The sequence below is a fragment of the Cupriavidus lacunae genome, from assembly GCF_003353055.1.
Taxonomy (GTDB): domain Bacteria; phylum Pseudomonadota; class Gammaproteobacteria; order Burkholderiales; family Burkholderiaceae; genus Cupriavidus; species Cupriavidus lacunae.
In genome coordinates, this window is sequence record NZ_QKWJ01000002.1 from 283694 (window position 1) to 306009 (window position 22316).

A 22316-nucleotide genomic window follows, 5' to 3' on the forward strand; every position below is an offset into this window, starting at 1 on the left:
CTAGACCCGGCCTGGTAGTTGAAGAGCTAGCCAGGCCATGAAATCCCGCACCTGCGATCGGCTGGCATGCTGCTCCGGGTACACCACGTAGTACGCGTCACTTATTGGCAGGACGTCTGCGCTCAACCTCAGCAGTGTTCCCCGGATCAACTCGTCTTCGCAAAGTCGCATTCGCCCCAAGGCAATCCCGTGGCCTGCCAATGTGCTTTGCAGAAGGAGGTTGGCGTCAGTGAATGCTATCCCTTCGCGGCGCGGGACATAGCATGCCTTGCCGATCGACTTGAACCACAAGGCCCACGAAAATCGCTCATCATGGAGAAGCCTTGAGGTAGCAATCTCCTCCGAATTTCGCGGTACCTTTCCTCGATTAAAAGTCGGACTACAAACAGGCAAAAGCGCCTCATCCATCAGCTTGTGGGTGATTAGGCCCGGCCATTCGCCGTCTCCGAAACGGATGGCTAGATCGATGCCTCCAGTTTTGAAGTTGGTCAGCGTCAGCGATGTCCGGACACGGATTTCCATCTCAGGATAAAGGTCACTAAATGAGTGCAGGCGAGGTGCCAGCCAGCGGGCGGCAAACGCCGGATGCGAGTTGATCGTCAGCCGCCTTGGCGAACTGTGGCCTTGTGTGCTCTCGATTCCTTCATTCAGTTTTGAGAAGGCCTCCGACACATACCTCAAAAGCTCGGCTCCCTCAGGAGTCAAACGCATCTCTCCAGACCGCCTAAAAAAAAGCTGCTTACCAACGGCTTCTTCCAGCGCTTTGATCTGTTGACTAACGGCGCCGTGCGTGACATGGAGTTCCTCGGCTGCCCGCGTGAAGTTCCGATGGCGAGCAGCAACTTCAAAGAAGCGAAACGTGTTTAGCGGAGGTAGACGCATGGTGCCTACATGTTAGTCAGGCTAACGCCTCCCGTCAAAAAATATCGCTGGCTCGATGCAGATAGACGCATGGATACTTATCGAAAGAGTTCGAGTCCTTAGTTTTCGGTGCTTAAAGGCGGGCTCGCGAAGTAGGTCCGCTGAAGGCGCGTCGAATGAATGCGTCAGGTGCGAACAATCATTGGAGCATGCTGATGAGTCCAGGCCAGATGTCAACGAACCGCTACCTCGACGACCTCGCCATTGGTGAAGTCTGGTGCTCGAAACCTATCGTTATTTCCGCGGATGACATCTTAGCCTTCGACCTCGCTCGCGGAACATTGCAACAAACGCTCGTCAACGTAGCCAAGGCGAGTCAAGAAGCCAAGGAAGAGATTGTCGCCAGCGGCTGGCATCTGATTGCCATTGCCATGCGTGAATTTGTATGCGCGCGAACGATGGGGAGCACACCAATCATAGGCATGGGTGCTGACGAGATCCGGTGGCTAAAGCCTGTGCATCCGGGTGCGAGCCTAACGTTTCGACGGGAAATCATAGACATACGACGCTCTTCGTCTAAGCCAGATCGTGGGGTCGTGACGACCAAACTATTGGCGGAGGACCAATTCGGCGACATCGTCTTGGAAATGAAAGTCTTGACGCGAGTGCCAGTACGCGCTTGATCTCTATCTGACGTTTGCTAAACACGAATGTGCATCCGAGCGGCAAAGCAAATTCCCTAAACGATTTACGTAAAACGGAGTAAGTATGAGACAAGGTCATTTCACCATTCCTCCCATGGAACGCGTCTACTTCGGGCGCCCATATGTTGAGGTCGTACTTGAGGAGGTCGAGCGGTTGGGCGCCCAGCGAGTATTCCTGCTGGTCAGCAACACGCTGAACAACAAGACTGACGAGATCAACAAGTTGCGGGATGCTCTGGGAGAGAAGTTCGCGGCAATCTATGACGATATCCCCGCCCATATCCCACGTGATGCGGTGTTGCGGGGAGCCGCCGTTGCGCGTGCTGCGGATGCGGACTTGATTGTATCCGTTGGGGGCGGCTCTGTAACAGACGCCGGCAAGAACATCGCGCTCTGCCTGGAGCACAACATCACCGAGCTTGATCAGTTCGAACCGTTCCGGCTCAAAACCGACCCGCTGACTGGTATCGTCGAGGCGCCGGTTTTCCGCGGTCCCTCCGTGCGTCAGATCGCTGTGCCCACAACGCTGTCTGGTGGTGAGTTTCATCAAAGCGGGGGTTCAAACGATCCCGTGAAGCACCTGAAACAGAGCATCCGCAATCCGCTGATGATTCCGCGCACAGTGATTTTCGACCCCGCGTTGACATTGCATACCCCGCTTGGGCTTTGGTTGTCCACGGGCATGCGTTCCGTCGATCATGCCGTCGAGTCGTTCTACTCCCCATTTGGAAGTCCTTTTGTTGATGGCACGGCCCTGCAAGCCCTGCGTATCCTGCCGGAAGCCCTGAAACGGACCAAGACGAACCCGGATGACCTCGAGGCGCGCGCACAGGCGCAGGCGGGCATGTGGTTGTCTCAGATGGGCATGTGGTCGCTCGTCCCGATGGGTGCCAGCCACGGCATCGGTCATGTACTGGCAGGAACCGCAGGCGTTCCGCACGGACATTGCACTTGCGTGACGCTTCCGGAAATCCTGCGCTTTAACAAGCCGGTGACGCAAGCGAAGCAGAAGCTCATCAGCGAGGCGCTTGGTGACCCCACGCGCGAAGCAGCAGATCTGGTAGCAGACCTGATTAGTTTCCTTGAGATGCCGGATCGTCTGCACAAGGTCGGGGTAACGCCGGACAAGTTCGAGCAAATCGCGAAGAACGCCATGCTCGACCGATGGGTGCATAGCAATCCGCGCAAGCTGACGGGGTCGGAGGAAGTCCTGGAGATCCTGAACGCAATCGCCTGATAACGGTGGGAGAGCGGACCGAACACAGTCGGTCCAACTGGACACTATTGCCAAGGCAGAGCTAACCAGTCGCGTTGGCTGCCACGCAAGGAGACAGAATGTTTGGCTGGTATCAAAAGGTCAGCCAGCGGGAGCAGCGTACCTTCTGGGCGTGCTTTGCTGGTTGGGCGCTAGACGCAATGGATGGGCAGTTGTACGCCGTAGCAATTCCCACGCTGATTGGCATTTGGGGATTGACCACCGGTGAGGCTGGAATTCTCTCGACCGTCGCGCTGATTAGCTCAGCATGCGGTGGCTGGCTGGCAGGATTGCTATCCGATCGCTACGGACGCGTACGGGTGCTACAGGCAACGATCCTCTGGTTCTCCTTCTTCACATTGCTCAGCGGTTTGACGAACTCGTACGAGCAACTCCTGGTTGTACGTACCCTGCAAGGCTTCGGGTTCGGTGGCGAATGGGCAGCCGGCGCGGTACTGATGGGTGAGGTGATTCAAGCGAAGTACAGAGGCAAGGCTGTCGGCTTGGTTCAGGGCGGATGGTCTGTCGGCTATGGTGCTGCAGTGCTCCTCTACAGCATCATCTTCTCATTTGTTCCTGCCGCCGTTGGATGGCGCGTGCTGTTCTTTATCGGCGTGCTTCCGGCCTTCCTGGTCTTTGCAGTGCGCCGTTATGTCGAAGAGCCCGATGTATACATTGCAACCCGCAAGGCCATTGAGGCAGGAGCGGCACCCGCACGAGCGCGTGAGTTGTTCTCAACGCAACAACTGAAAACGACTGTGCTTGCGTCACTGTTGGCTACGGGCGTACTCGGCGGCAACTATACGATCTTGACGTGGTTGCCGACCTATCTCAAGTTGACGCGTGGGCTTTCCGTTTCAAACACCGGAATCTATCTGTTCATAAATATATGCGGATCATTCCTGGGATACATGGTGAGTTCGAATCTAAGTGACAAGTTTGGTAGAAGACCGACATTCGTAGTTTTCGCGATGCTGTCGACGATCACTGTGCTTGCCTACATGTATCTGCCGCTTGAGTCATTCAGCCTGATGGCACTCGGTGCAGTTCTCGGGTTCAGTCAATCAGGGTGCTTAGGCGGCATGGGTGCATTCTTCACAGAACTATCCCCATCGCGCATTCGCGGAACTGCCCAAGGGTTCAAGTACAACGTAGGTCGGGGAATCGGCGGCTTGTGCCCGGCGTTGGCAGGTCTCCTGTCGACTCAGCTCGGTCTTGGCGAAGCCATTGCGATCTTGGCTGCCGGCGCCTACGCGATGGTAGTCATCGTCACAGTCGGCTTGCCGGAGACACGTGGAAAAGAGCTTCAAGTGTACTCCTGACAACATTCCTCGGCCCCGTTGCCGGAAGGTTGGGAAAGCACCTTGAAGAAGGGTTGACGGCGATAGCCCTTCAATCGCGATGGTCGTTCGATCAACGTGTCTGAGGATTGGAATGACTCTGAAGGTCGACTACGCTCGCCTTTGGTGCAGGGCTGGAGTTGGCGCTTGCAATGCACTACCGGTTGCGTCACCGGGCGCCCGGTTGGCACTTCCCGACGTGAACTTCGGCTTCATGCCAGGGGCGGAGGGTACACAGCGTCTGCCACGATTGATTGGATTGGAAAAGGCTGCTCGCATGATGCTTACCGAAGCCGCTGTCACGGGGCATGAGGCCTGTGAGTTGGGCCTTGTCGATGAAGTGGTACAAGGCGATGTGGTTGATGGCGCGCGAAAGTTTGCACGGTGCCTGATTGAACAGGGGACTCCGACACGTCGGACAAGAGACCTGCCCGTGAAGGTTGACAGCGTGCACGTCCAGGAACTGTTTGCGGGACTGCGTGCCGATTTTCAGCGAGCGTTCCCGGAGGATAACGGCAGGCAGTTCATTATCGGGCAACGACAAATCTCGCGTCCGAAGAGGGTTTGCGAGTTGTACGAGGGCGATATCTAAGTTTGATGCTACTGCGCAGGATTGGGGAATGGCAGTGGATTCCCTCTCGGTGTCGGATTTGAGCGGTATTCCCGTGGGGGTATCACTGGCCACAGAGAGGAAAGTTGACGGCCGACGCGCTCTCTCACGCCTGATGAATCGTCGATCACCATGGCTAGTGAACTGGTCCGGGGAACTAATTCCGAGTCGTCCCGACTCCGGAGCCCACGTTCGAATGACCTATGTAGTACTGGGGCGCACACCGGATTCGCCTCGGTCCAAAGACGGAAGAACTGTGATGATAAAGGGATATTTAGAAGATCTAAAAGTGGGCGACTCGTGGGTAGGGACGACAGTGACACTGTCGTTAGAGAGCATTGTCAGTTTTGGTCTTAAGTTTGATCCTCAGCCGTTCCATACCGATGCGGCCGTTGCGCAGAAGTCTCCTTTCGGAGGCCTTATCGCAAGTGGTTGGCAGCTTGCCGAGATTGCGTCAAGACTATGCCCGGATATTCCTGTCCTTCCTGACAATCCGTTGACATCAATAGGCATCGACGAATTGCGTTGGTTCAAGCCTGTACGAGTGGGCGACACCGTGACCACCGTGCACCAAGTTATTGATCTAGACAGGGCCCCGCACCGTCCGGCGTTGGGTATCGCGCGCGTCAGGATCGATATGAAGAACCATCATGGCGAGCTTGTCATGCGCCTCGTTGGTCTGAATATGCTTCCCTCTCGCGCCGCCGTAGATCGCGAGACTGCTGGATAGCCGGGAGGTCCAACATGACGGACCCAGGAACAAGGACCAGGCCGGCTGAGTATGGATTCGAAGCATGGCACCATTTCACATGCCAGAGCATATCCGCTTCTGAATGCTGGAGGAGTCCTGGCGCCGATTTTCGTGCGCGGGTAACAAGGCGACGCCTCGGCGCCTTGCAAGTCAGCGAGGTGGCGTCCGTGGCGACCGATGGCGTATCGATACGCCGTGGGACTCGGGAGATCCGGAAGGACCCACGGGACCACTTCATGTTCTATCTCCTTCTGGATGGACGCGTCGAGTTGGCGCAGTACGAACGCCAGACTAGTGTGCAAGCCGGTGACTTGCTGTTGTATGACCAGGCGATGCCATTCGCGTTGAATCTATACCAGCATCATTCCATCTTGGTGAGTATTCCGAGAGAATTACTCGCTTCCAGGCTACCGGACGCTACCAAGTTCGCTGCGCGTAGGATAGCCGGGACGTCGCAGCTTGGCGCTTTGGTTAGTGACTCGTTACAGCGGATGGCAGGGCTCGATACCTTGGGCTCGGCCGCCGTAGAGCATCGATTGGTAACGTCGCTGCTGGATCTCATCTCTGCGGCTCTCGAAGCGGAGTTTGCCGACGAGCGGGTGCTGCGCACACCGGATCGCGGAGTCATGTCTCAAGTGCAGCGCTATATTATCGCGCATCTTCAGGAGCCGGATCTCGACATCGATCGAATTTCCGCCGCCCATCATATTTCACCGCGGACCCTGAATCGCATCTTTGCTGCGGAAGGGACGACCCCAATTCGTTGGCTTTGGAAAATGCGTCTCGCCGCCTGCTACCGGATCTTGTCAGAAGGCTATGTGACGAGCGTTACGGAAGTGGCGTTCCGGCTTGGCTTCAGCGACGCGTCGCATTTTAGCCGTGCTTTCAAGCGGGAGTTCGGAGTACTCCCATATGCAGTCTTGCGCAACTCACGAGCGTGCGTGCAATAGACGGCCCACCTTCTGCCCCCCCGCGGCGGAGTAGATGTCGCCCTTTTAGAATTTGAACCCTGGGGGAGATAAGAAGAAAGTAGTGGCTCGATACGGACAAGAATTCAAGGACCGGGCGGTAGCACGGTTGTTACCGCCGGAGAGTGCGGCGGTGGAAGTGGTTTCAAGGGAATTGGGTGTGGCAGGGCTACGCTGGATGAGCCTGAGGATGCGCGCGCCACCCATCGTGAGACAAAGGCCGATCGGCGCCGCATCAAGGAACTCGAGCGCGAACTGCGCCGCAAGGAGAAGGCGCTGGCCGAAGCCGCCGCCCCGTTGATACTCAAAAAAAATGCTCGAAGGGGGGGCCGAGCGGCCCACGCCTGCGCACGCGCTGAACATCGAGGAGCGCGACCGCATTCTTGCCGTTGCCAACGAGCCGCGTTTCGCCGACATGCGCGCCGGCGCACATCGTGCCCATGCTGGCCGATGAGGGTGTCTACCTGGCCAGCGAATCGAGCTTTGGCCGGGTGCTGCGCGCCCATGGGCAGACCCGGCATCGAGGACGCGCCACGGCACCGCGTCAAAGCCACCCACCTACCACGCACGTGGCCACGGGGCCGCGCCAACTGTGGTGCTGGGACATGACCTACCTGCCAGCCGAGGTCGCCGGGCGCTGGCTTTATCTATACCTAATCCTGGATGTCTACAGCCGCAAGATCGTGGGCTTCGAGGTTCACGATCGGGAGGACGCCAGCCACGCCGCGCATCTGGTCAAACGCACGGCGCTGGCCGAGGGTATTCACGCCATGGAGGCCAAGCCGGTGCTGCATGGTGACAACGGCGCCACGCTCAAGGCCACTACGGTGCTGACGATGTTGCACTGGCCGGGCGTCAAGCCCTGGTATTCGCGTCCGCGCGTGAGCGACGATAACGCGTTTGTGGAATGCCTGTTCCGCACGGCCAAGTACCGTCCGGGGTTCCCGTCCAAGGGCTTTGGCGATCTGGCCGCGGCGCGCACCTGGGCAGCGCGCAATTCTTCCACTGGTACAACCATGAGCACCGCCACAGCGGCATCCGCTATGTGAGCCCGGCACAGCGCCACGCCGGACAAGACGACACGATTCTCGGCGCGCGCCATGAATTGTATTATCAGGCCCGTGAACGCAACCCGCGACGTTGGTCACGCCACACACGAAATTGGTCGCCAATCGGGATGGCCACGCTCAACCCCGAGCGCGATGTTGTGGTGTCCAGCAGCGTCAACCCGGAGGCCGAGAACCGGCGTTTGGCTGCATGAATGAGGGGACATCTACCTTGACGCGCGCCGCTGAATTGCGGGCGATACCCAGAGGCGCTCAACATGGCAATCGTAGTCTATCAAGATGGCCGCCTCGGTCGAGCCTCTCAAAGGCAAAGTGGATAGTCTGTGATTGGTCGAGTTTCCCCTCCAAGACGATCCACTATGAGCAACGTTCATCAAAGTAGTTCCGATCTGTGCGACCTGTCACTCGCTGCAGCAGCTCGGGCAATAGCGACTGGTTCTCTCTCGGCTACAGACTACTCCACTGCGCTTCTTCAGAGCGCGCGGCTTCATGTGGACCTGAAAGCGTTTATTACGCTGGATGAAGACTATGTTCTGGAAGCTGCCAAGAAGGCGGATCAGGAACGCCAAGCCGGTAGTATTCGCGGACCACTGCACGGCGTACCCATCGCTGTCAAGGACAGCATCAATACTCAAGACCTGCCGACGTCTATTGGCACGAGCTTGCTTGCAGATTTTAGGCCGGCAGAGGACGCAGTAATCGTCAAGGTAATGCGCAGTGCTGGCGCCATTGTTTTTGGTAAAAGCAATCTCGTCGAAATGTCCTATGGACTCACGGGGCTGAATGCACACTATGGGCAAGTGAAGAACCCATATGACATCGATCGCATAACGGGGGGGTCCTCAAGTGGAGGAGGGGCTGCGGTCGCGGCTCGTATTGTTCCTGCCGCGTTGGGTGGCGACACGGTCGGCTCGATTCGTGTGCCATCTTCGTTGTGTGGCGTGGTCGGCTTCCGGCCGTCCACTGGCCGTTGGCCGGCAGGAGGCGTCGCGCCCATCTCCGACTCCCTTGATACCGCCGGACCAATGGCAAGAACCGTTGAGGACTGCGCAATCTTGGACGCGATTGCCACTGGCGAGGTGTGGCATTCCCGCGCGCCGGTAGCAGGGCTAAAAGGGCTCCGATTCGGCTATGCACCTAGACAACATCTCGATATTGTCGATTCCGACGTCGAGTCGTGCTTTTCGAGAGCTCTTGCAGTACTGGCCGAAGCTGGCGCAGAGATTGTTGAAGTGGACCTAGGTGCGGACTTTCATGCGCTGGCATTCAAGGCGAACTGGCCGATCTTTGCGAGAGAGACGCGCCCGTCCGTTACAAATTTCCTGGCGGAGCACGGTATTGCGACGACATTCGAGAAGATCTATGAGGGTCTAGGTACGGGCATCAAATCCGTTTGGGCCAATAGTGTTGTGCTCAATGCACCGAATTCTGTATCGAAGCAAGACTACTACGCTTCATTGAATCTTCATCGGCCGGTCTTGCAACAACGCTTTGCACAAGCCTACCGCGAGCATCGGCTGGACGGCTTACTCTTTCCGACCACGCCAACCGTTGCACCGCCGATCGCATCGCATGCACAGTTCGACGTGGCAGGCCATGCCGCCAACCGCATCACGCTAGCGCGGAATACGTTTCCTGGCAGTTGCGCCGGCTTGCCTGGGATCTCAATTCCGATTGGTCTTTCACCGGCAGGCCTGCCTATCGGGATGGAGATTGATGGGCCACGGAACGGCGACGTGGCGTTGTTGGAAGCCGCCTCGCGGGTATTCGCTGTCCTCGGTCCTATCGCAGCGCCCAAGCTAGCTTGATGCGAATTCTGGGCCGCAGGGATAGGGAGACAATCCCAACGCCTCCTTCTACTAGAACTATTCAACTGGAAGCAACGTCATGTCAGTCGAGACAGGTAATGCAAGACGCGCCGCAGCAGGCGCCTTCATTGGCACCACAATCGAGTTCTATGACTTCTATGTTTACGCTACCGCGGCTGCGCTTGTCCTTGGCCAACTCTTCTTTCCCGGTGATAACGTCCATCTGAGCACGCTTGCCGCATTTGGTACGTTCGCCGTTGGATTCATCGCTCGGCCGCTGGCCGGAGTTGTCTTCGGGCATCTGGGTGACCGACTCGGGCGCAAAAAAATGCTGCTGGTTACTATGGGGATTATGGGTGCCGCAACCACGGGCATCGGCCTCCTTCCCACTTATGCGGTAATTGGGTACTGGGCACCAGTAGGATTGGTTGCGTTACGCCTCCTACAAGGCATATCGGTAGGTGGAGAATGGGGCGGTGCCGTGTTGATGGCGAGCGAGAACGCGCCAAGTGGGCGAAAGACTTTCTACGCATCCTTTGCTCAGCTCGGAAGTCCGGCGGGACTCTTGCTGACCTTGATCGTGTTCAAACTAGTCTCGCTATTGAGTGAGCGCGAGTTCCTGGCTTGGGGATGGCGAGTTCCATTCCTGGTTGGCAGCCTTCTGATGCTGGCGGGTCTCTACATCAGAAGTGGCGTGCGCGAGTCTGCGGAGTTCGCGGCGGTCATCGCAAGTCGGGATACGGCGAAGTTTCCCATTGCCGAAGTCGTGCGCGATAGTTGGAGAGAGATTGTCTGTGCCGCGCTCGCCGTGACAATCGGAACGGCCGGCTTCTTCTTTACTAATACGTTCATGATCACATACGTGACCCAGTATCTCGGCGTTTCACGTTCAGTCATTCTCGATTGCCTGTTCGTGGTAACGGTCATACAGTTCGTCTCGCAACCCGCTTCTGCATTGCTGGCTCAGAAGGTTGGAGAAACGCGCTTTCTGCAGGGCGCGGCCGGGCTGTGCATCCTCGCGCCATATCCGATGTTCTGGCTGGTTTGTACAAAGAATGTGTATCTAATGACAGCCGGAATTGCGCTAAGCGTAGTGCTCCTCTCTGCAGTCTATGCAGTCATTGCCGGCTACATTACGCAGGTTTTCCCCGCACGTGTCCGATACTCCGGCATTTCCTTGTCGTATCAGTTGTGCAGTGCGCTGGCCAGTGGGACTGCGCCAGTGATTGGCACACTGCTGGCTGAACGCTATGCCGGGCAATGGACACCACTCGCTGTGTTTTTCAGCCTGCTTTCCGTTCTGTCGCTACTCGGAATTTGCGGACTCGCCAAGCTAAACAAGGGGCGTCGCGTGGGCGATGCGGGGGAACCGGCTGCACAGCCAAGTGGAGCATAGTGTTAATTGCCTCCGGTGGCGCGCGTGAAGTTATTCGTTCGCACCCGCTACGATAATGAGGATGCTGGTTTGCGGATCGACTCCTCGCACGTGGTGCTGGATGTGCCCCGGAAATTGGGCGTAGTCGCCGCTTCGCAAAACCAGCGTGTGCGCAGCGAGTTCAATTTCAACCGTGCCGGAGAGCACAAAAAACATCTCTTCGCCGCCATGATAGGCGCCTTTGTTCATACTAGACTCGGCATTCAGATGCACAATAAATGCCTCATACGGGGCATCCACCTGTGCCCGAGAGAGAGCCGCATAGCGGTAACCGCCCTCACTCGGTGAACTGGTCAAGACTTGCCGGTCTGCCGCCCGCACGACATGTAAGCCATCGGCTCCCGCCGATTCCCCTAGTAACGTCGACACGCGCGTCTGCAATGCCTCCGCCAGGCGAATCAAGGCCGCAATCGAAAGTGATTTTTCCCCTCGCTCGAAGCGAGAAAGATGCCCTTTGCTTAAGCCTGTGCGCTCGGCCAGCTCATCCAGCGTCAGATTTTGTCGCCTACGTGCGGCGCGTGCGTAGTGGCCGGGGTGTGTGCCCGCCGGCCCTAGCCTGCTGCCGGTGGGCGCCGTCGTTCCATCCAGGACTTTGTCCTGGCGGTGCTCAGAAGTTGTCTGCTTCGTTTGCGTTAGACGTTCAGTTCTTGCCTTCATCCTGTAGCTCATGCCGCTCTTTGTCTGTTCGTCGCTTACCCATTCCTAGGGGAAACCCTAAATCTAAATTTCTACATCCTAGCATCTTTCCCTGCTTGAACTCCCTTCGTCTTCGAGGTAGAGTTTTCCCAAGGACAACTTTGTTGTCCTTGGGAGATGCGGGTTTTTGAGCGCGGCGTATCGGACGCCTCGGATGGGAGCGGATTGTGGACTCATCTCATCAGGTCGTGTGCCTGGGAATCCTGCATCACGAATTCCAGTGGGAAGTGTCCGGTCTTCAGTGTCGATGCGTTGATGGTGAAGTCTTGCAGTAACAACGAAGGGAGGCTGCATTTGATGGTGCTTTACGACCACCCGTTATCGGGAAATTGCCACAAAATCCGACTACTTTTATCAATGCTCGCTTTGCCATATGAAAGTAGATTCACTGACGTAATCAATCACGCCACCAAAACTGAAGAGTTCGGGACTCTCAATCCTTTGCGGCAAATTCCGATATTGATGGACGGTGACTATGTCGTGCAGGATAGTCACGCGGTCCTTGTATATCTTGCGGAGAAATACGGCGCGGAGTGGAGCGGTGTCGATGCACCTGAGCGGGCGCGGGTAATGGAGTGGCTGTCATTCTCTGCAAACGAGATTGGGAACAGTCTCCAACCGGCGCGGGTCTACTATCTTCTCGATGAGATGATAGATATCGAGCGTGCGACGAACTCCGGCCTTCGGGTCCTTAAGGTTCTTGACGAGAGGTTGGCCATGCGTGATTGGCTCGCACTCGACCGTCCCACCATAGCCGATCTCGCATGCTTTCCCTATGTGGCGCTCTCGCGCGAAGGCCGTCTGCCACTGGATGACTTTGCGAACGTATGTGGCTGGATTGAGCGTGTCATGGCGCTGCCGGGTTTCATTGAGATGCCTGGCATAGCGAAGTCTGCTGCTGAGAATTACCAGCACCCGTAGGTTCTGATTTGCCACGGAACCCGCTGTAGATATTGCCATTAACAATGGCATAGCCACGAACGATACTGGGATTGATCATGAAGAATACGGAAAGACAGCTTGTCACAGAACAGGCCACAACAAGGATGGCGGCCGGACTGGATTACGGAGACTGGACCGAGGCTGAGAAATTGGCGCTGACATGTCGGATTCTTGCCGATCATGGGCATTCGGAGACGCTTGCCGGTCAGATTAGCGTACGCTGTGACGATGGAACTTTCCTGACGACGCCAATGGCAGTTGGTTTTGATGAGATCGATGTCGATCGCATCCTTCGCCTGGATGCGGACATGAATGTTCTAGCCGGGAAGGGGATCCCGAATCCTGCGATTCGCTTTCATATGTGGGTGTACAGGGGAAGACCGGATGTCAACTGCGTCGTGCATACACATCCGCCATATGTTTCGGCGCTCTCCATGATCGGAAGTCCGCTACGGGTCGCGCATATGGACGCAACTCCCTTCGCCGGCGATTGCGGCTATCTCGCAGAGTGGCCCGGATTGCCAATCGCGGATCAGGAAGGGGAGCTGATTACCGCCGCCCTTGGTGCGCACCGTAGCGTTCTGCTTGCCAATCACGGCTTCTTGTGTGCCACTTCCTCGGTTGAGGAAACCGCATATCTTGCTGTCCTGATAGAGAAGGCCGCTCGGGATCAACTCCGTGCCCAGGCAGGAGGTGAGCTTCGAGAAGTTGATCCAAATCTCGCCCGCGAGTCCCACGACTTCCTCCTCTTACCCAGTGTTGTGCGTGCAAGCTTTGCCATGTTCGCCAGGCGTCTGCTGCGCAAGGAAGCGCGGACTGTGTAACGGTCCTGAAGCGTCTCATGTACCAGGAGGGGTTCAGCAGGAGCCCAATCGTCCGTCAAGTCAGATGCTGTCGCAGACGGATCCTTAGGTGATTGACCGCACGCATTGGGTAATGAAGCCGGGTTGTGTGGATCGATAGCCCCGAATTGAAACATAAATTCCTATTGAGGGGAATTTATATTGAGCGGTACCAAACCGCATTGCGGCTGCAAAACCGGCCGCGGAGGAGAAGTTATGCTTGGTCAAGTAAGTGTAGCGCGCGGCACGGTCGAGGATGTAGTCGCGCGCATTGAGCGCATGCCGATCTCGCGTTGGCATCTCAAGGCGCGCTTCATTATCGGCATCGCCACGTTGTTCGATGCCTTTGACAACCTAGCCATCGCGTATGTGTTGCCAGTTCTGGCTCCACAATGGCATCTCAGTACGGGTCAAATCGGCTTGCTATTGTCGGCAAGTTTCTTTGGCCAGTTAGTGGCCGCGCTATTCTTTGGGTGGTGGGCGGAACGCATTGGCAGAAAGCGTGCGTTGACATGGTCAATCCTGATCTATTCTCTGCTGAGCCTCGCCTGCGCCTTTGCGTGGGACTTCAAGTCACTGCTGCTGCTACGTACGTTGCAGGGATTCGGGATTGGAGGCGAGGTCCCTGTGGCAATGACCTACATCTCGGAACTGTCTCGTACACACGGGCGCGGTCGCTTCGTATTGCTTTATGAGCTAGTTTTCCCTGTTGGGCTGCTTGCCGCGGTGCTTGTGGGAGCGTGGATCGTTCCGGACATCGGCTGGCGTTGGCTCTTTGTCATCGGTGCGCTGCCCGCTCTGCTGGTCTTTATGCTGCGGAGGCTTCCGGAGTCGCCCCGCTGGCTCGCGAGCAAGGGAAGATTCGCGGAAGCTGATACAGCGCTGAGCACGATCGAAAAGGCCATAGAGAAGTCGAGTGGGCAGTCTTTGCCAGCGGCACAGCCCATCGCGCTGACCATCGAGCGCTCGGCCTCGTTGGCTGACCTGTTTGGGCCGCAATATCTGCGGCGTACCCTCACGAGTTGGGTTATCTGGAGTACTTGCTACTTCTGTACTTATGGTCTGCTCGTTTGGCTTCCCAGCATTTACCGAAACGTCTTTCATCTCGGTGTCGGAGATGCATTGATTTACAGCGTTGCGACGCAGGCGGTCGGGCTGGCTGGGTGTCTGCTCTGCGCGCTGTCGATTGACATGACTATGCGCCGAACCGCATTTGGCGTCGCCTTCCTTGGTGCGGCTGTCTCGTTCCTCTGCATCTGGTTCGTGAATCCCACTTCCGCAATGACCCTGATGATTGTCGGATCCATTGCGAACTTCTTCGTCGCCTATATCGCGATCGGGGTTTATCTCTATACGACGGAAATCTATCCAACGCGGTCTCGTGCAATTGGGCTTTCGGCTAGCGCGTTCTGGGCCCGTGTCGCCGGATTCGTCGGGCCGAACGTAATTGGGGGAACGATTGTCACTTGGGGGCTTGGTTCAGTGTTCCTCGGCTTGGCGATTGCCGCCGCCTTCGCCGCCGTGGTGTCTTGGCTTTTCGTAAGCGAAACGCGGTTCCGGATGCTCGAGGAAGTCTCTCCGTAATCACCCACATACGTTTTTGTTGATCCGGGCGCCTCGGGAGAGAGCGCCCTTTAGAAGCCCAGGAGTTATTATGCAAATCAAGGCCTCCACGCTCAGCGCGGAACAAACCTACCGGCTGCTTACCGGCATCGTGGTGCCCCGTCCCATTGCATGGGTAACCAGTGTCTCGGCAGACGGTATCGTCAATCTGGCCCCGTTCAGCGCCTTTACCTTTGTGTCGGCGGAGCCGCCAATGCTAGCCATTAGCATCGGTCGCAAAGGCAATGGGTACAAGGACACTGCGCAAAACATCCTCAACAACGAGGAGTACGTGATCCATATAGCCGACTCGACGCTAATGGCCGCCGTGCATGATAGTTCGGCAGAACACCCGCCAGAAGTGAGTGAAGTTAAAGAGTTGGGACTCGAAACACTACTGAGCACTCACATCGGAGTACCGCGGCTAGCCCTGCCGCCCATTGCGATGGAGTGCCGATTGCGGCAATGCCTGGAGTTCGGCGACAGCCGCAGCCGTCTGATTGTTGGTGAGGTACTGATGTTCCACATCCGCGACGGTCTGGTGGATGGCGACAAGATCGACACCAGGGAGTTGGATCCGCTTGCCCGCGTGGCCGGTCCGCGTTACGGGCGCCTCGGGGACATCGTTACGGTGCAAGCGGCGTCGCAGCTTCCGCGCCCGAATGGCCATTAGGCCGAGACTAGCACGTGGGAACTCCCTTGCTACCAGGTGGCGCTGAGGCAGGGCGATAAACCGAGGATGAAGGGGCGGCAGTTTGGCGAATTGGAAGGCAAGATGATTGTACGGGCTCGGCAGAGGCGGGTTCTTTAGCAAGCGCTTGGGAAAGCACTAGACAAAATGTATGAACACGAAAACGAGCACTTGACACGGTCAATACATATCAGTCCACTGCGTCATTAAAAAAGCACCCATTTGTTGCACTACACGCCGACTTATTCGCCCTGGCTCAATCAAGTGGAGAACTGGTTCGCACGCATTCAGCGCGATGTCATCTCACGTGGGATCTTCACCTCGGTGAAGGATCTGGCTCGCAAGCTCATGCGCTATATCCGTCAACACAACAAGGATCCAAGCCAATAAAATGAAAGTACGACGATCCATCGCGACGAATTCGTCCGGTGCCATTTCACTGACGCAGTGGACTAGTGTGAGAACATGACCGGATCCTATCCGGGGAACAAGATCTATAGCTCAGCAGCGGCGGCGCTTGATGGAATCGTGCACAACGGCCAGACGCTTGCCGTGGGGGGCTTCGGATTGTGTGGAATCCCTGAAGCACTCATCGTTGCCCTTCGCGACACAGGTGTGCAGGACCTAACGGCGATATCGAATAATGCCGGCGTGGACGATTTTGGCCTGGGATTGCTGATGGAGACGCGGCAGATTCGAAAAATGATCGCGAGTTATGTAGGCGAAAACAAAGAGTTCGAGCGTCAGTGCTTGGCCGGTGAGTTGGAGGTCGAGTTTACTCCTCAAGGAACCTTGGCCGAAAAGCTGCGCGCCGGTGGCGCCGGAATTCCGGCGTTCTATACCCGTACCGGCTTGGGAACTTTGGTAGCGGAGGGCAAGGAACTTCGCGAATTCAATGGACAGAAGTACCTCTTGGAACGCTCGCTGACTCCGGATGTTTCCCTTGTAAAAGCCGACGTTGCCGATCATGCGGGCAATCTACGCTTCCGCTTTACCGCAAGAAATTTCAATCCTGCCGTGGCTATGGCGGGCAGGATTTGCATAGCGGAGGTGGAAAGGCTAGTTCCGAATGGAGAGTTGGCGCCTGATGACATTCATTTGCCAGGGGTCTACGTTCACCGCATCGTGGTGAATTCCGCGCCGCAGAAGCGTATCGAAAAGCGAACCACTCGACCAGGCTGAGGATTGAAAAAATGGCATGGAATCATGATCAGATGGCTGCGTTGGCGGCCGAAGAACTGCGTGACGGTTTCTACGTCAATTTGGGTATCGGTCTGCCAACTCTGGTATCCAATCACGTGCCGGCCAATCTTGATGTGTGGCTTCAATCGGAGAACGGAATGCTGGGGATCGGTCCTTTTCCCATGGAGGACGAGGTTGATGCCGATGTCATCAACGCTGGCAAGCAGACTGTTACCGCAGTACCGGGAACATCGATCGTCAGTAGCGACCAATCCTTTGCAATGGTCCGTGGCGGCAAGCTAAATCTGAGCATCCTTGGGGCGATGCAAGTGAGCGTAGAAGGTGATCTTGCAAACTGGATGATCCCAGGAAAGATGGTCAAGGGTATGGGAGGGGCCATGGACCTTGTTGCGGGTGTGCCGCGCGTCGTCGTATTGATGGAGCACGTTGTAGGACGGAAGGACGGCGCCTTCGAGCATAAGATCCTGCCGCGTTGCACATTGCCCCTCACGGGAGTACAAGTTGTGAGCCGCATCATTACGGACTTAGCTGTTATCGACGTCGTTCCTGACGGGCTGCAGGTCCGCAAGGTCGCTCCCGACGTGTCCAGGGGAACCCTGCAAGACCGCACCGGAGTGCCACTCATCTTCGGCTAAGTAGATCGCCCCTACCGCCGGTTTGTCTGCATTAGTCAGGCGGAGCGACAGTTCTCGAAGAGTCTGTGAGCGCGGGTGGCCAGAGGGTCGCCAGGGGGCAAGATTGCCGCCTCGCTTCATCTACCACGCGGAGCCACCAATGCTGCCCTCATGCTTCGTATCCACAGGCGTGGCCGGCGCTTGGGGCCGGCACAACATTCGGGTCAATGCGATCAATCCGGGAGCGACTTATATGGACCGCATTGGAGACGGAGGCGAAGCCGTTAGATCACATCTACGACGAATTTTTCAAACGGACTCTAAGCGTCTCTCCCGCCAACTCGCCAAGGCCGGATGATCGAGAGCCACCGGCGGGCGGGGGGTGGCAGTTCCGCGAGGGTGTGGACTGAACTCAATCCAGAGCATTCACCATCATGCGTATCAATTGCAAAGCTGCCAGGAAACGGTGCTCTGTATGGCGATAAGCTGGAGAAGGGAGGTTTTCGGATGACGGAAGTTGGCCGAAGGCCACCCGTGAAGAGAGGTTGGTCAGTTGCGCCAAGCGCGGGACAGCGAGACCCGCGCGGCAGTAGATGAGTCGGTTGCCTAAAGCCGCTCAGCCATTCTTTCGGCAAACCACTGCTTCAGTGATCTACCGCCTTCTTGCAATTCTGCAGTCTTTGGGTGCACGAGGTAGTACCCAAGCGATAACGGGAATGCCTCCCTGAACGGCTCCACGAGGACGCCTTCTGCAATCTCCGCCTCCACAAGAATCGCGCTAGTCAGTACCACGCCCTGGGCCCGTACCGCCGATTCGATCGCCATCAGCGATTGATCGAACCGGATACCAGCGATGGATTCGATTTGCCCGTCAGTGAGATTACTGTAGCGAGCCAGCCAGGCCGGCCAGTACGGATGAAGCGTGTTGTGCAGCAATGTGGCCGACTGCAGATCGTCGGGCCGCGTCAGCTTCCATCTCGCTGCATAGGTCGGATTGCAGTACGCGCGGGCCTCGTCGGGGCAGAGAGATTGCACCGAAAGGTGGGCATCGACGCCATCGAAGTGCCGAACCGCGAGATCGACAGCATCGAGTTCGAAATCCACGAGCGTGGTGGAGGTGCTCAGGCTCAGCGGGATGTCTGGATACGCCTTCAGGAAGTCGGCCATGCGGGGTGCAAACCACTTCGCGGCGAAACTGGGCGGCATTGAAAGCCGCACGCCCTTGTGCCGGCGCTCCCGCAGTCGGCGGCTTGCGTGCACGATCTCAGCTAATGGGGGCTGTATCTGCGCGACGTACGTGCGCCCTTCGGCAGTTGGCGTTACCTGCCGGATCTGCCGGATGAACAGAGGGACGCCGAGCCAGTCTTCGAGCTTTTGGATCTGCTGGCCGACCGCGCCAGGTGTCACCCCGAGCTCATCTGCTGCCAGAGTAAAACTACCCAGTCGCACCGATGCCTCAAGTGCGACTAAAGCTTTCATCGGAGGCAGGGGAAGCATGACGTAGTTTTTCTATCTCGTCGGGAAATTTAAATCATTTGTACCAAATAGCCGCCGTTACCACAATGAAGCTACCGAAACAATCTTCGAGTGACTTCGCCATGAACCCCGCCTATCCCGCTTTCGCTGCACTCGGTCTGATCTGGGGCACCAATTTCATATTCATGAAATGGGCGAGTGCATACCTGTCCGCCGGTCAAATTGTTTTCTTGCGCGTGTTCTTTGGCTTTTTACCGCTGCTGGCATGTGCGCTATTCACCGGTGCGCTGAAATGGCGCCATTTGCGACACATTCATCACTTCACTGTGATGTCACTGCTTGCGACAGTACTCTATTACTACGCCTTCGCAAAAGGGGCGGCCCTCCTCGCGTCCAGCGTTGCCGGGATGCTAAGCGGCGCCATTCCGCTGGTTTCCTTCCTCTGTGGCTTGGCGCTCACGCGGCAGCAGCGCCCGACACCCCGTATAGTGGCTGGGATTGCTAGCGGGTTCATCGGGGTCCTGCTGATCGCGCAGCCCTGGGGCGCGGCAGGTGCGGGAGTAAATCCGCTTGGTGTTGCCTACATGCTCGCCGGCTCCCTGAGCGTGGGCAGCTCATTCGTGTATGCGCGGCGTTTCCTGTCGGGCCTGGATCTTTCGCCGCTGGCGCTGTCAACCTGGCAGATTGGCCTTGCGCTGGTCGTCGTTACGGGCATTACCGACTTCCATGGGATCGCACGCGTGGCGGAGGATACTCATGCACTCCTAGGCCTCGTCCTCGGGCTTGGCCTCTGTGGCACGGGCGTCGCGTTCATTCTCTATTACTTCATTGTCGGGCGGCTCGGTGCATTGGCAGCTTCCAGCGTTACGTATGTCCCACCAGTTGTGGCGTTGTTCCTGGGCGCAGCTCTCGCGGGCGAGTCGATTCGGCCTGCCGATGTGCTAGCTATGGCCGCGATCCTTGGTGGTGTCTATTTGCTGCAAGGCCGAGGACAAGCCAAGGGGGAAATGTCGGGCGACGCACGGAAAGTCGCGGCCTAGTGTATGTTGCTGCCGCGATTGCGAAGTCTCTGGCGATGCGGTTCGGAGTCATAGCCGCGGTCGGCGTAGATGACTTTTGGCTTCTGAAGCGGTCGGCCACGTACACCGCGAATCGGCGGAATGGCATCGACGAGCGGCAGCAATAGAGTGACGTCGTTGCGGTTCGCGCCCTTCAGGATTGCACTGATGGGACGTCATTTGCATCGACGAGGATGTGATGCTTCGAACCGGGTCGCGAGCGATCCGTGGGGTTCGGGCCAGTTTTTCGCCCGCCCCAATCGCTCGCACCGGCGATGAATCGACGGCTGCTCGTGAGAAGTCGAGTTGGCCGGCGTCGCGTAACTCGCCAGCAGCAACTCGTGCAGTTGGCCCCCCACGCCGGCCTTCTGCCACGCGTGCGGGCGCCGCCAGCAGGTCGGGCCCGAACCAAATCCCAACTTGGTCGACAGGTCGCACCAGCGTATCCCGGTCTTGAACACGAACCGGATGCCGTTTGGTGCAGCCCGATTCGACACCGGGCGGCCTGGATATTTTCTGCGTCGCGGCTTCGGTGGCGGCAGCAATGGTTCGATCAAAGCCCACGACTGCGGAGTGATCGGAATGCATTGCGAAGTTCCTCCGAAAATAGCTGGGGCTGCTCCCATGCGGCGAAGTGACCTCCCTTATCCACGGTGTTGAAGTAGACAAGGTTGCGATAGGCGCGCTGAGTCCAGCTCCTTGGCGCGTTATAGATCTCGCCAGGAAAGACAGTCACGGCAACAGGGAGCGAGATATCTGCAGTTTTCTGCACCGTGGCGCTTGTGTTGCTCTTGTTGCTGTTCTCCCAGTAGATGCGAGCCGACGAGGTGGCGGTGTTCGTCAGCCAGTAGAGCGTAATGTCGTCGAGCACGGCGTCTCTGGTGAGCAATCGTTGCGGCTCGCCGTTGTTATGGTCGTACATAAATGCCGCGAAAGCGACTGGCGAGTCCGCGAGGCCGTATCCCACCATCTGTGGTCGCGTGCCCATGATGAAGCGATACTCCGAACCGCGCGCAGCGAAGTTGTTGATCGCGTCGAAAGCAGCCTTTTCCTCTCGTGACAATTCCGGTGGCGCGGGATCGCCAGCGCGAATGGCCTTGTCTATTTCGGCTGGCACGCTCGCCCGATAGTTGAGATGGATGCCCATAAGACCATTCGGCGCCTGGCGTGCCATTGCGCTCGTAATGGGAGCGCCCCAGTCGCCGCCTTGGGCGACGTAGCGGGTATATCCAAGTCGATTCATCAGAACGGACCATGCTCTTGCGATGCGATCAGGTGTCCAACCAGCTTCCGTCGGTTTGCCCGAGAAGCCGAAGCCGGGAATTGACGGGATGACGACGTCGAATGCGTCGGCTGTGCTTCCGCCATGATTGGTTGGATCCGTAAGTGGGCCAATAGTATTGAGAAATTCGAAGATCGATCCGGGCCAACCGTGCGTGATGATGATCGGGAGCGCATTCGGATTCTTGGAGCGGACGTGAATGAAATGAATGTCGACACCATCGATGGTTGTCACGAACTGTGGCAGCGCATTGAGTTTCGCTTCAGCCTTGCGCCAGTCATACTCCGTTGCCCAGTAGCGGGCGAGCTCCTGCATTCTCGCGAGCTGCACGCCTTGCGATAGATCGTCAACCGTTTCGCGTTCCGGCCAGCGGGTAGCGGAAATCCGTTGGCGAAGATCACCGAGTGCAGCATCCGATACGTGGACATGGAATGGACGGATGTCGGGTCGTCGATCGGGGGACGTCTGGGCTGAAACAGCATCCGTTTGCGTAGGCGCCATAGCCGGAACATGTCAGGGCGAGGCGAATACAAGGACGCCGAGAGAAATCGCTGCAAAAGGTGTCAGTCTGTTGAATATCATGAGTAATCCTCGGTGCGGGGTAGGTTAGCCGAGCAACCACACCGCAATCGCTTGCGGCGTGGTCCAAGCTGCCAAGTGCTGGGCCGTCGCGGCAATCTGTGCGATTGGCTTCGGATCGCGCCAGATTCACGATCGCCCCATGTCTACTTCTCCATGAACGGTTTCGTCGATGGCAGTACGGCGTTGATTGGAGATATGTCGCCTACGCCGGCAATCTTGTTAATCGGAGGAAGAAGTGAGTTCTGGAGGTTAAGCACTGCGCCAATCCCTGCTAACTGGAGCTGTCGGAGAGGACATCTCCTTCGTCATGCCTGGTTTGAGATGTCCAGCTAGTCCGGTGGTATTCATCGCGTTACCTCATCTCCTCGTCGAGGACGGTTTATATGGATGCATATACATCTATCTGTACAATTTGATTGCAGTTTGTACTGAAGAGGTAGGAACCAAATTAAGAGGGGGGTGTCTACCGCCGTCGTGGGAGATATCGATCCTGAATGGCAAAGTCAGATGCACTGCAGCAAGCAGAGTA

19 protein-coding genes and 3 pseudogenes are annotated in these 22316 nt (G+C 57.2%); 17 read left to right on the forward strand and 5 right to left on the reverse strand.

The annotated features are described in order from the left end of the window. On the reverse strand, positions 1-882 hold the full coding sequence (gene gcvA / locus DN412_RS03275; protein WP_115013198.1) for a transcriptional regulator GcvA: 882 nt from the start codon (positions 880-882) through the stop codon (positions 1-3). A gap of 209 nt (positions 883-1091) precedes the next feature. Here gcvA and DN412_RS03280 point away from each other — a divergent pair, with 209 nt between their 5' ends. From DN412_RS03280 to DN412_RS03320, 9 genes and pseudogenes are all read left to right on the forward strand, one after another. Beyond that, a complete protein-coding gene (locus DN412_RS03280) occupies positions 1092-1544 on the forward strand; it encodes a MaoC/PaaZ C-terminal domain-containing protein (RefSeq protein WP_161563963.1) in 453 nt (150 codons plus the stop codon). A gap of 115 nt (positions 1545-1659) precedes the next feature. Then, positions 1660-2802: an iron-containing alcohol dehydrogenase gene (locus DN412_RS03285; RefSeq protein WP_161563964.1), complete on the forward strand. Its 1143-nt coding sequence runs from the start codon at positions 1660-1662 to the stop codon at positions 2800-2802. A gap of 98 nt (positions 2803-2900) precedes the next feature. Then, positions 2901-4142: an MFS transporter gene (locus DN412_RS03290; protein ID WP_115013201.1), complete on the forward strand. Its 1242-nt coding sequence runs from the start codon at positions 2901-2903 to the stop codon at positions 4140-4142. A 112-nt stretch (positions 4143-4254) separates the two neighbouring features. After that, complete coding sequence (locus DN412_RS03295; RefSeq protein ID WP_279635116.1) at positions 4255-4752, forward strand: enoyl-CoA hydratase/isomerase family protein; 498 nt, start codon at positions 4255-4257, stop codon at positions 4750-4752. Between the two features lie 214 nt (positions 4753-4966). Beyond that, complete coding sequence (locus DN412_RS03300) at positions 4967-5500, forward strand: MaoC/PaaZ C-terminal domain-containing protein (protein WP_161563966.1); 534 nt, start codon at positions 4967-4969, stop codon at positions 5498-5500. A 14-nt stretch (positions 5501-5514) separates the two neighbouring features. Further along, positions 5515-6471, forward strand: coding sequence for a helix-turn-helix domain-containing protein (locus tag DN412_RS03305; protein WP_115013204.1), 957 nt, complete (start codon positions 5515-5517; stop codon positions 6469-6471). An 82-nt stretch (positions 6472-6553) separates the two neighbouring features. Further along, positions 6554-7750: pseudogene (locus tag DN412_RS03310) on the forward strand (IS3 family transposase). 165 nt (positions 7751-7915) lie between these two features. Beyond that, a complete protein-coding gene (locus DN412_RS03315) occupies positions 7916-9364 on the forward strand; it encodes an amidase family protein (RefSeq protein WP_115013205.1) in 1449 nt (482 codons plus the stop codon). A 79-nt stretch (positions 9365-9443) separates the two neighbouring features. Beyond that, positions 9444-10760, forward strand: a complete 1317-nt coding sequence (locus tag DN412_RS03320; protein ID WP_115013206.1) for an MFS transporter — start codon at positions 9444-9446, stop codon at positions 10758-10760. A 30-nt stretch (positions 10761-10790) separates the two neighbouring features. Here DN412_RS03320 and DN412_RS03325 read toward each other — a convergent pair whose 3' ends face one another. Further along, on the reverse strand, positions 10791-11456 hold the full coding sequence (locus DN412_RS03325) for a helix-turn-helix domain-containing protein (RefSeq protein ID WP_161563967.1): 666 nt from the start codon (positions 11454-11456) through the stop codon (positions 10791-10793). 336 nt (positions 11457-11792) lie between these two features. Here DN412_RS03325 and DN412_RS03330 point away from each other — a divergent pair, with 336 nt between their 5' ends. The 7 genes and pseudogenes from DN412_RS03330 to DN412_RS03360 all read left to right on the forward strand — a co-directional run bounded on the left by DN412_RS03330 (position 11793) and on the right by DN412_RS03360 (position 17410). Then, complete coding sequence (locus tag DN412_RS03330) at positions 11793-12416, forward strand: glutathione S-transferase family protein (protein WP_161563968.1); 624 nt, start codon at positions 11793-11795, stop codon at positions 12414-12416. 77 nt (positions 12417-12493) lie between these two features. Beyond that, positions 12494-13261 (forward strand): aldolase, encoded by a 768-nt coding sequence (locus tag DN412_RS03335; RefSeq protein ID WP_115013209.1) that lies wholly within the window; start codon positions 12494-12496, stop codon positions 13259-13261. Positions 13262-13495: 234 nt separating this feature from the next. Then, on the forward strand, positions 13496-14863 hold the full coding sequence (locus DN412_RS03340; protein ID WP_115013210.1) for an MFS transporter: 1368 nt from the start codon (positions 13496-13498) through the stop codon (positions 14861-14863). Positions 14864-14933: 70 nt separating this feature from the next. After that, on the forward strand, positions 14934-15554 hold the full coding sequence (locus DN412_RS03345) for a flavin reductase family protein (RefSeq protein ID WP_115013211.1): 621 nt from the start codon (positions 14934-14936) through the stop codon (positions 15552-15554). A gap of 243 nt (positions 15555-15797) precedes the next feature. Continuing rightward, a pseudogene (locus DN412_RS03350) lies at positions 15798-15967 on the forward strand (transposase); the annotation flags it as partial. 70 nt (positions 15968-16037) lie between these two features. Further along, positions 16038-16754, forward strand: a complete 717-nt coding sequence (locus DN412_RS03355) for a CoA transferase subunit A (protein ID WP_115013212.1) — start codon at positions 16038-16040, stop codon at positions 16752-16754. 11 nt (positions 16755-16765) lie between these two features. Further along, positions 16766-17410: a 3-oxoacid CoA-transferase subunit B gene (locus DN412_RS03360; RefSeq protein ID WP_115013213.1), complete on the forward strand. Its 645-nt coding sequence runs from the start codon at positions 16766-16768 to the stop codon at positions 17408-17410. A 585-nt stretch (positions 17411-17995) separates the two neighbouring features. Here the strand turns inward: DN412_RS03360 and DN412_RS03370 are convergent. Further along, positions 17996-18886: a LysR substrate-binding domain-containing protein gene (locus DN412_RS03370; RefSeq protein WP_115013214.1), complete on the reverse strand. Its 891-nt coding sequence runs from the start codon at positions 18884-18886 to the stop codon at positions 17996-17998. A 101-nt stretch (positions 18887-18987) separates the two neighbouring features. On the opposite strand from DN412_RS03370, the gene DN412_RS03375 reads away from it, so the two are divergent. Then, the gene (locus DN412_RS03375) at positions 18988-19905 is read left to right on the forward strand and encodes a DMT family transporter (RefSeq protein ID WP_115013215.1); all 918 of its coding nucleotides are present in this window, start codon (positions 18988-18990) and stop codon (positions 19903-19905) included. 11 nt (positions 19906-19916) lie between these two features. Here the strand turns inward: DN412_RS03375 and DN412_RS03380 are convergent. After that, positions 19917-20549 (reverse strand): annotated as a pseudogene (locus tag DN412_RS03380) (IS5 family transposase); the annotation flags it as partial. Then, on the reverse strand, positions 20477-21706 hold the full coding sequence (locus DN412_RS03385) for an epoxide hydrolase family protein (RefSeq protein ID WP_115013216.1): 1230 nt from the start codon (positions 21704-21706) through the stop codon (positions 20477-20479). The gene DN412_RS03385 and the pseudogene DN412_RS03380, both read right to left, overlap by 73 nt. Positions 21707-22316 lie beyond the last annotated feature (610 nt).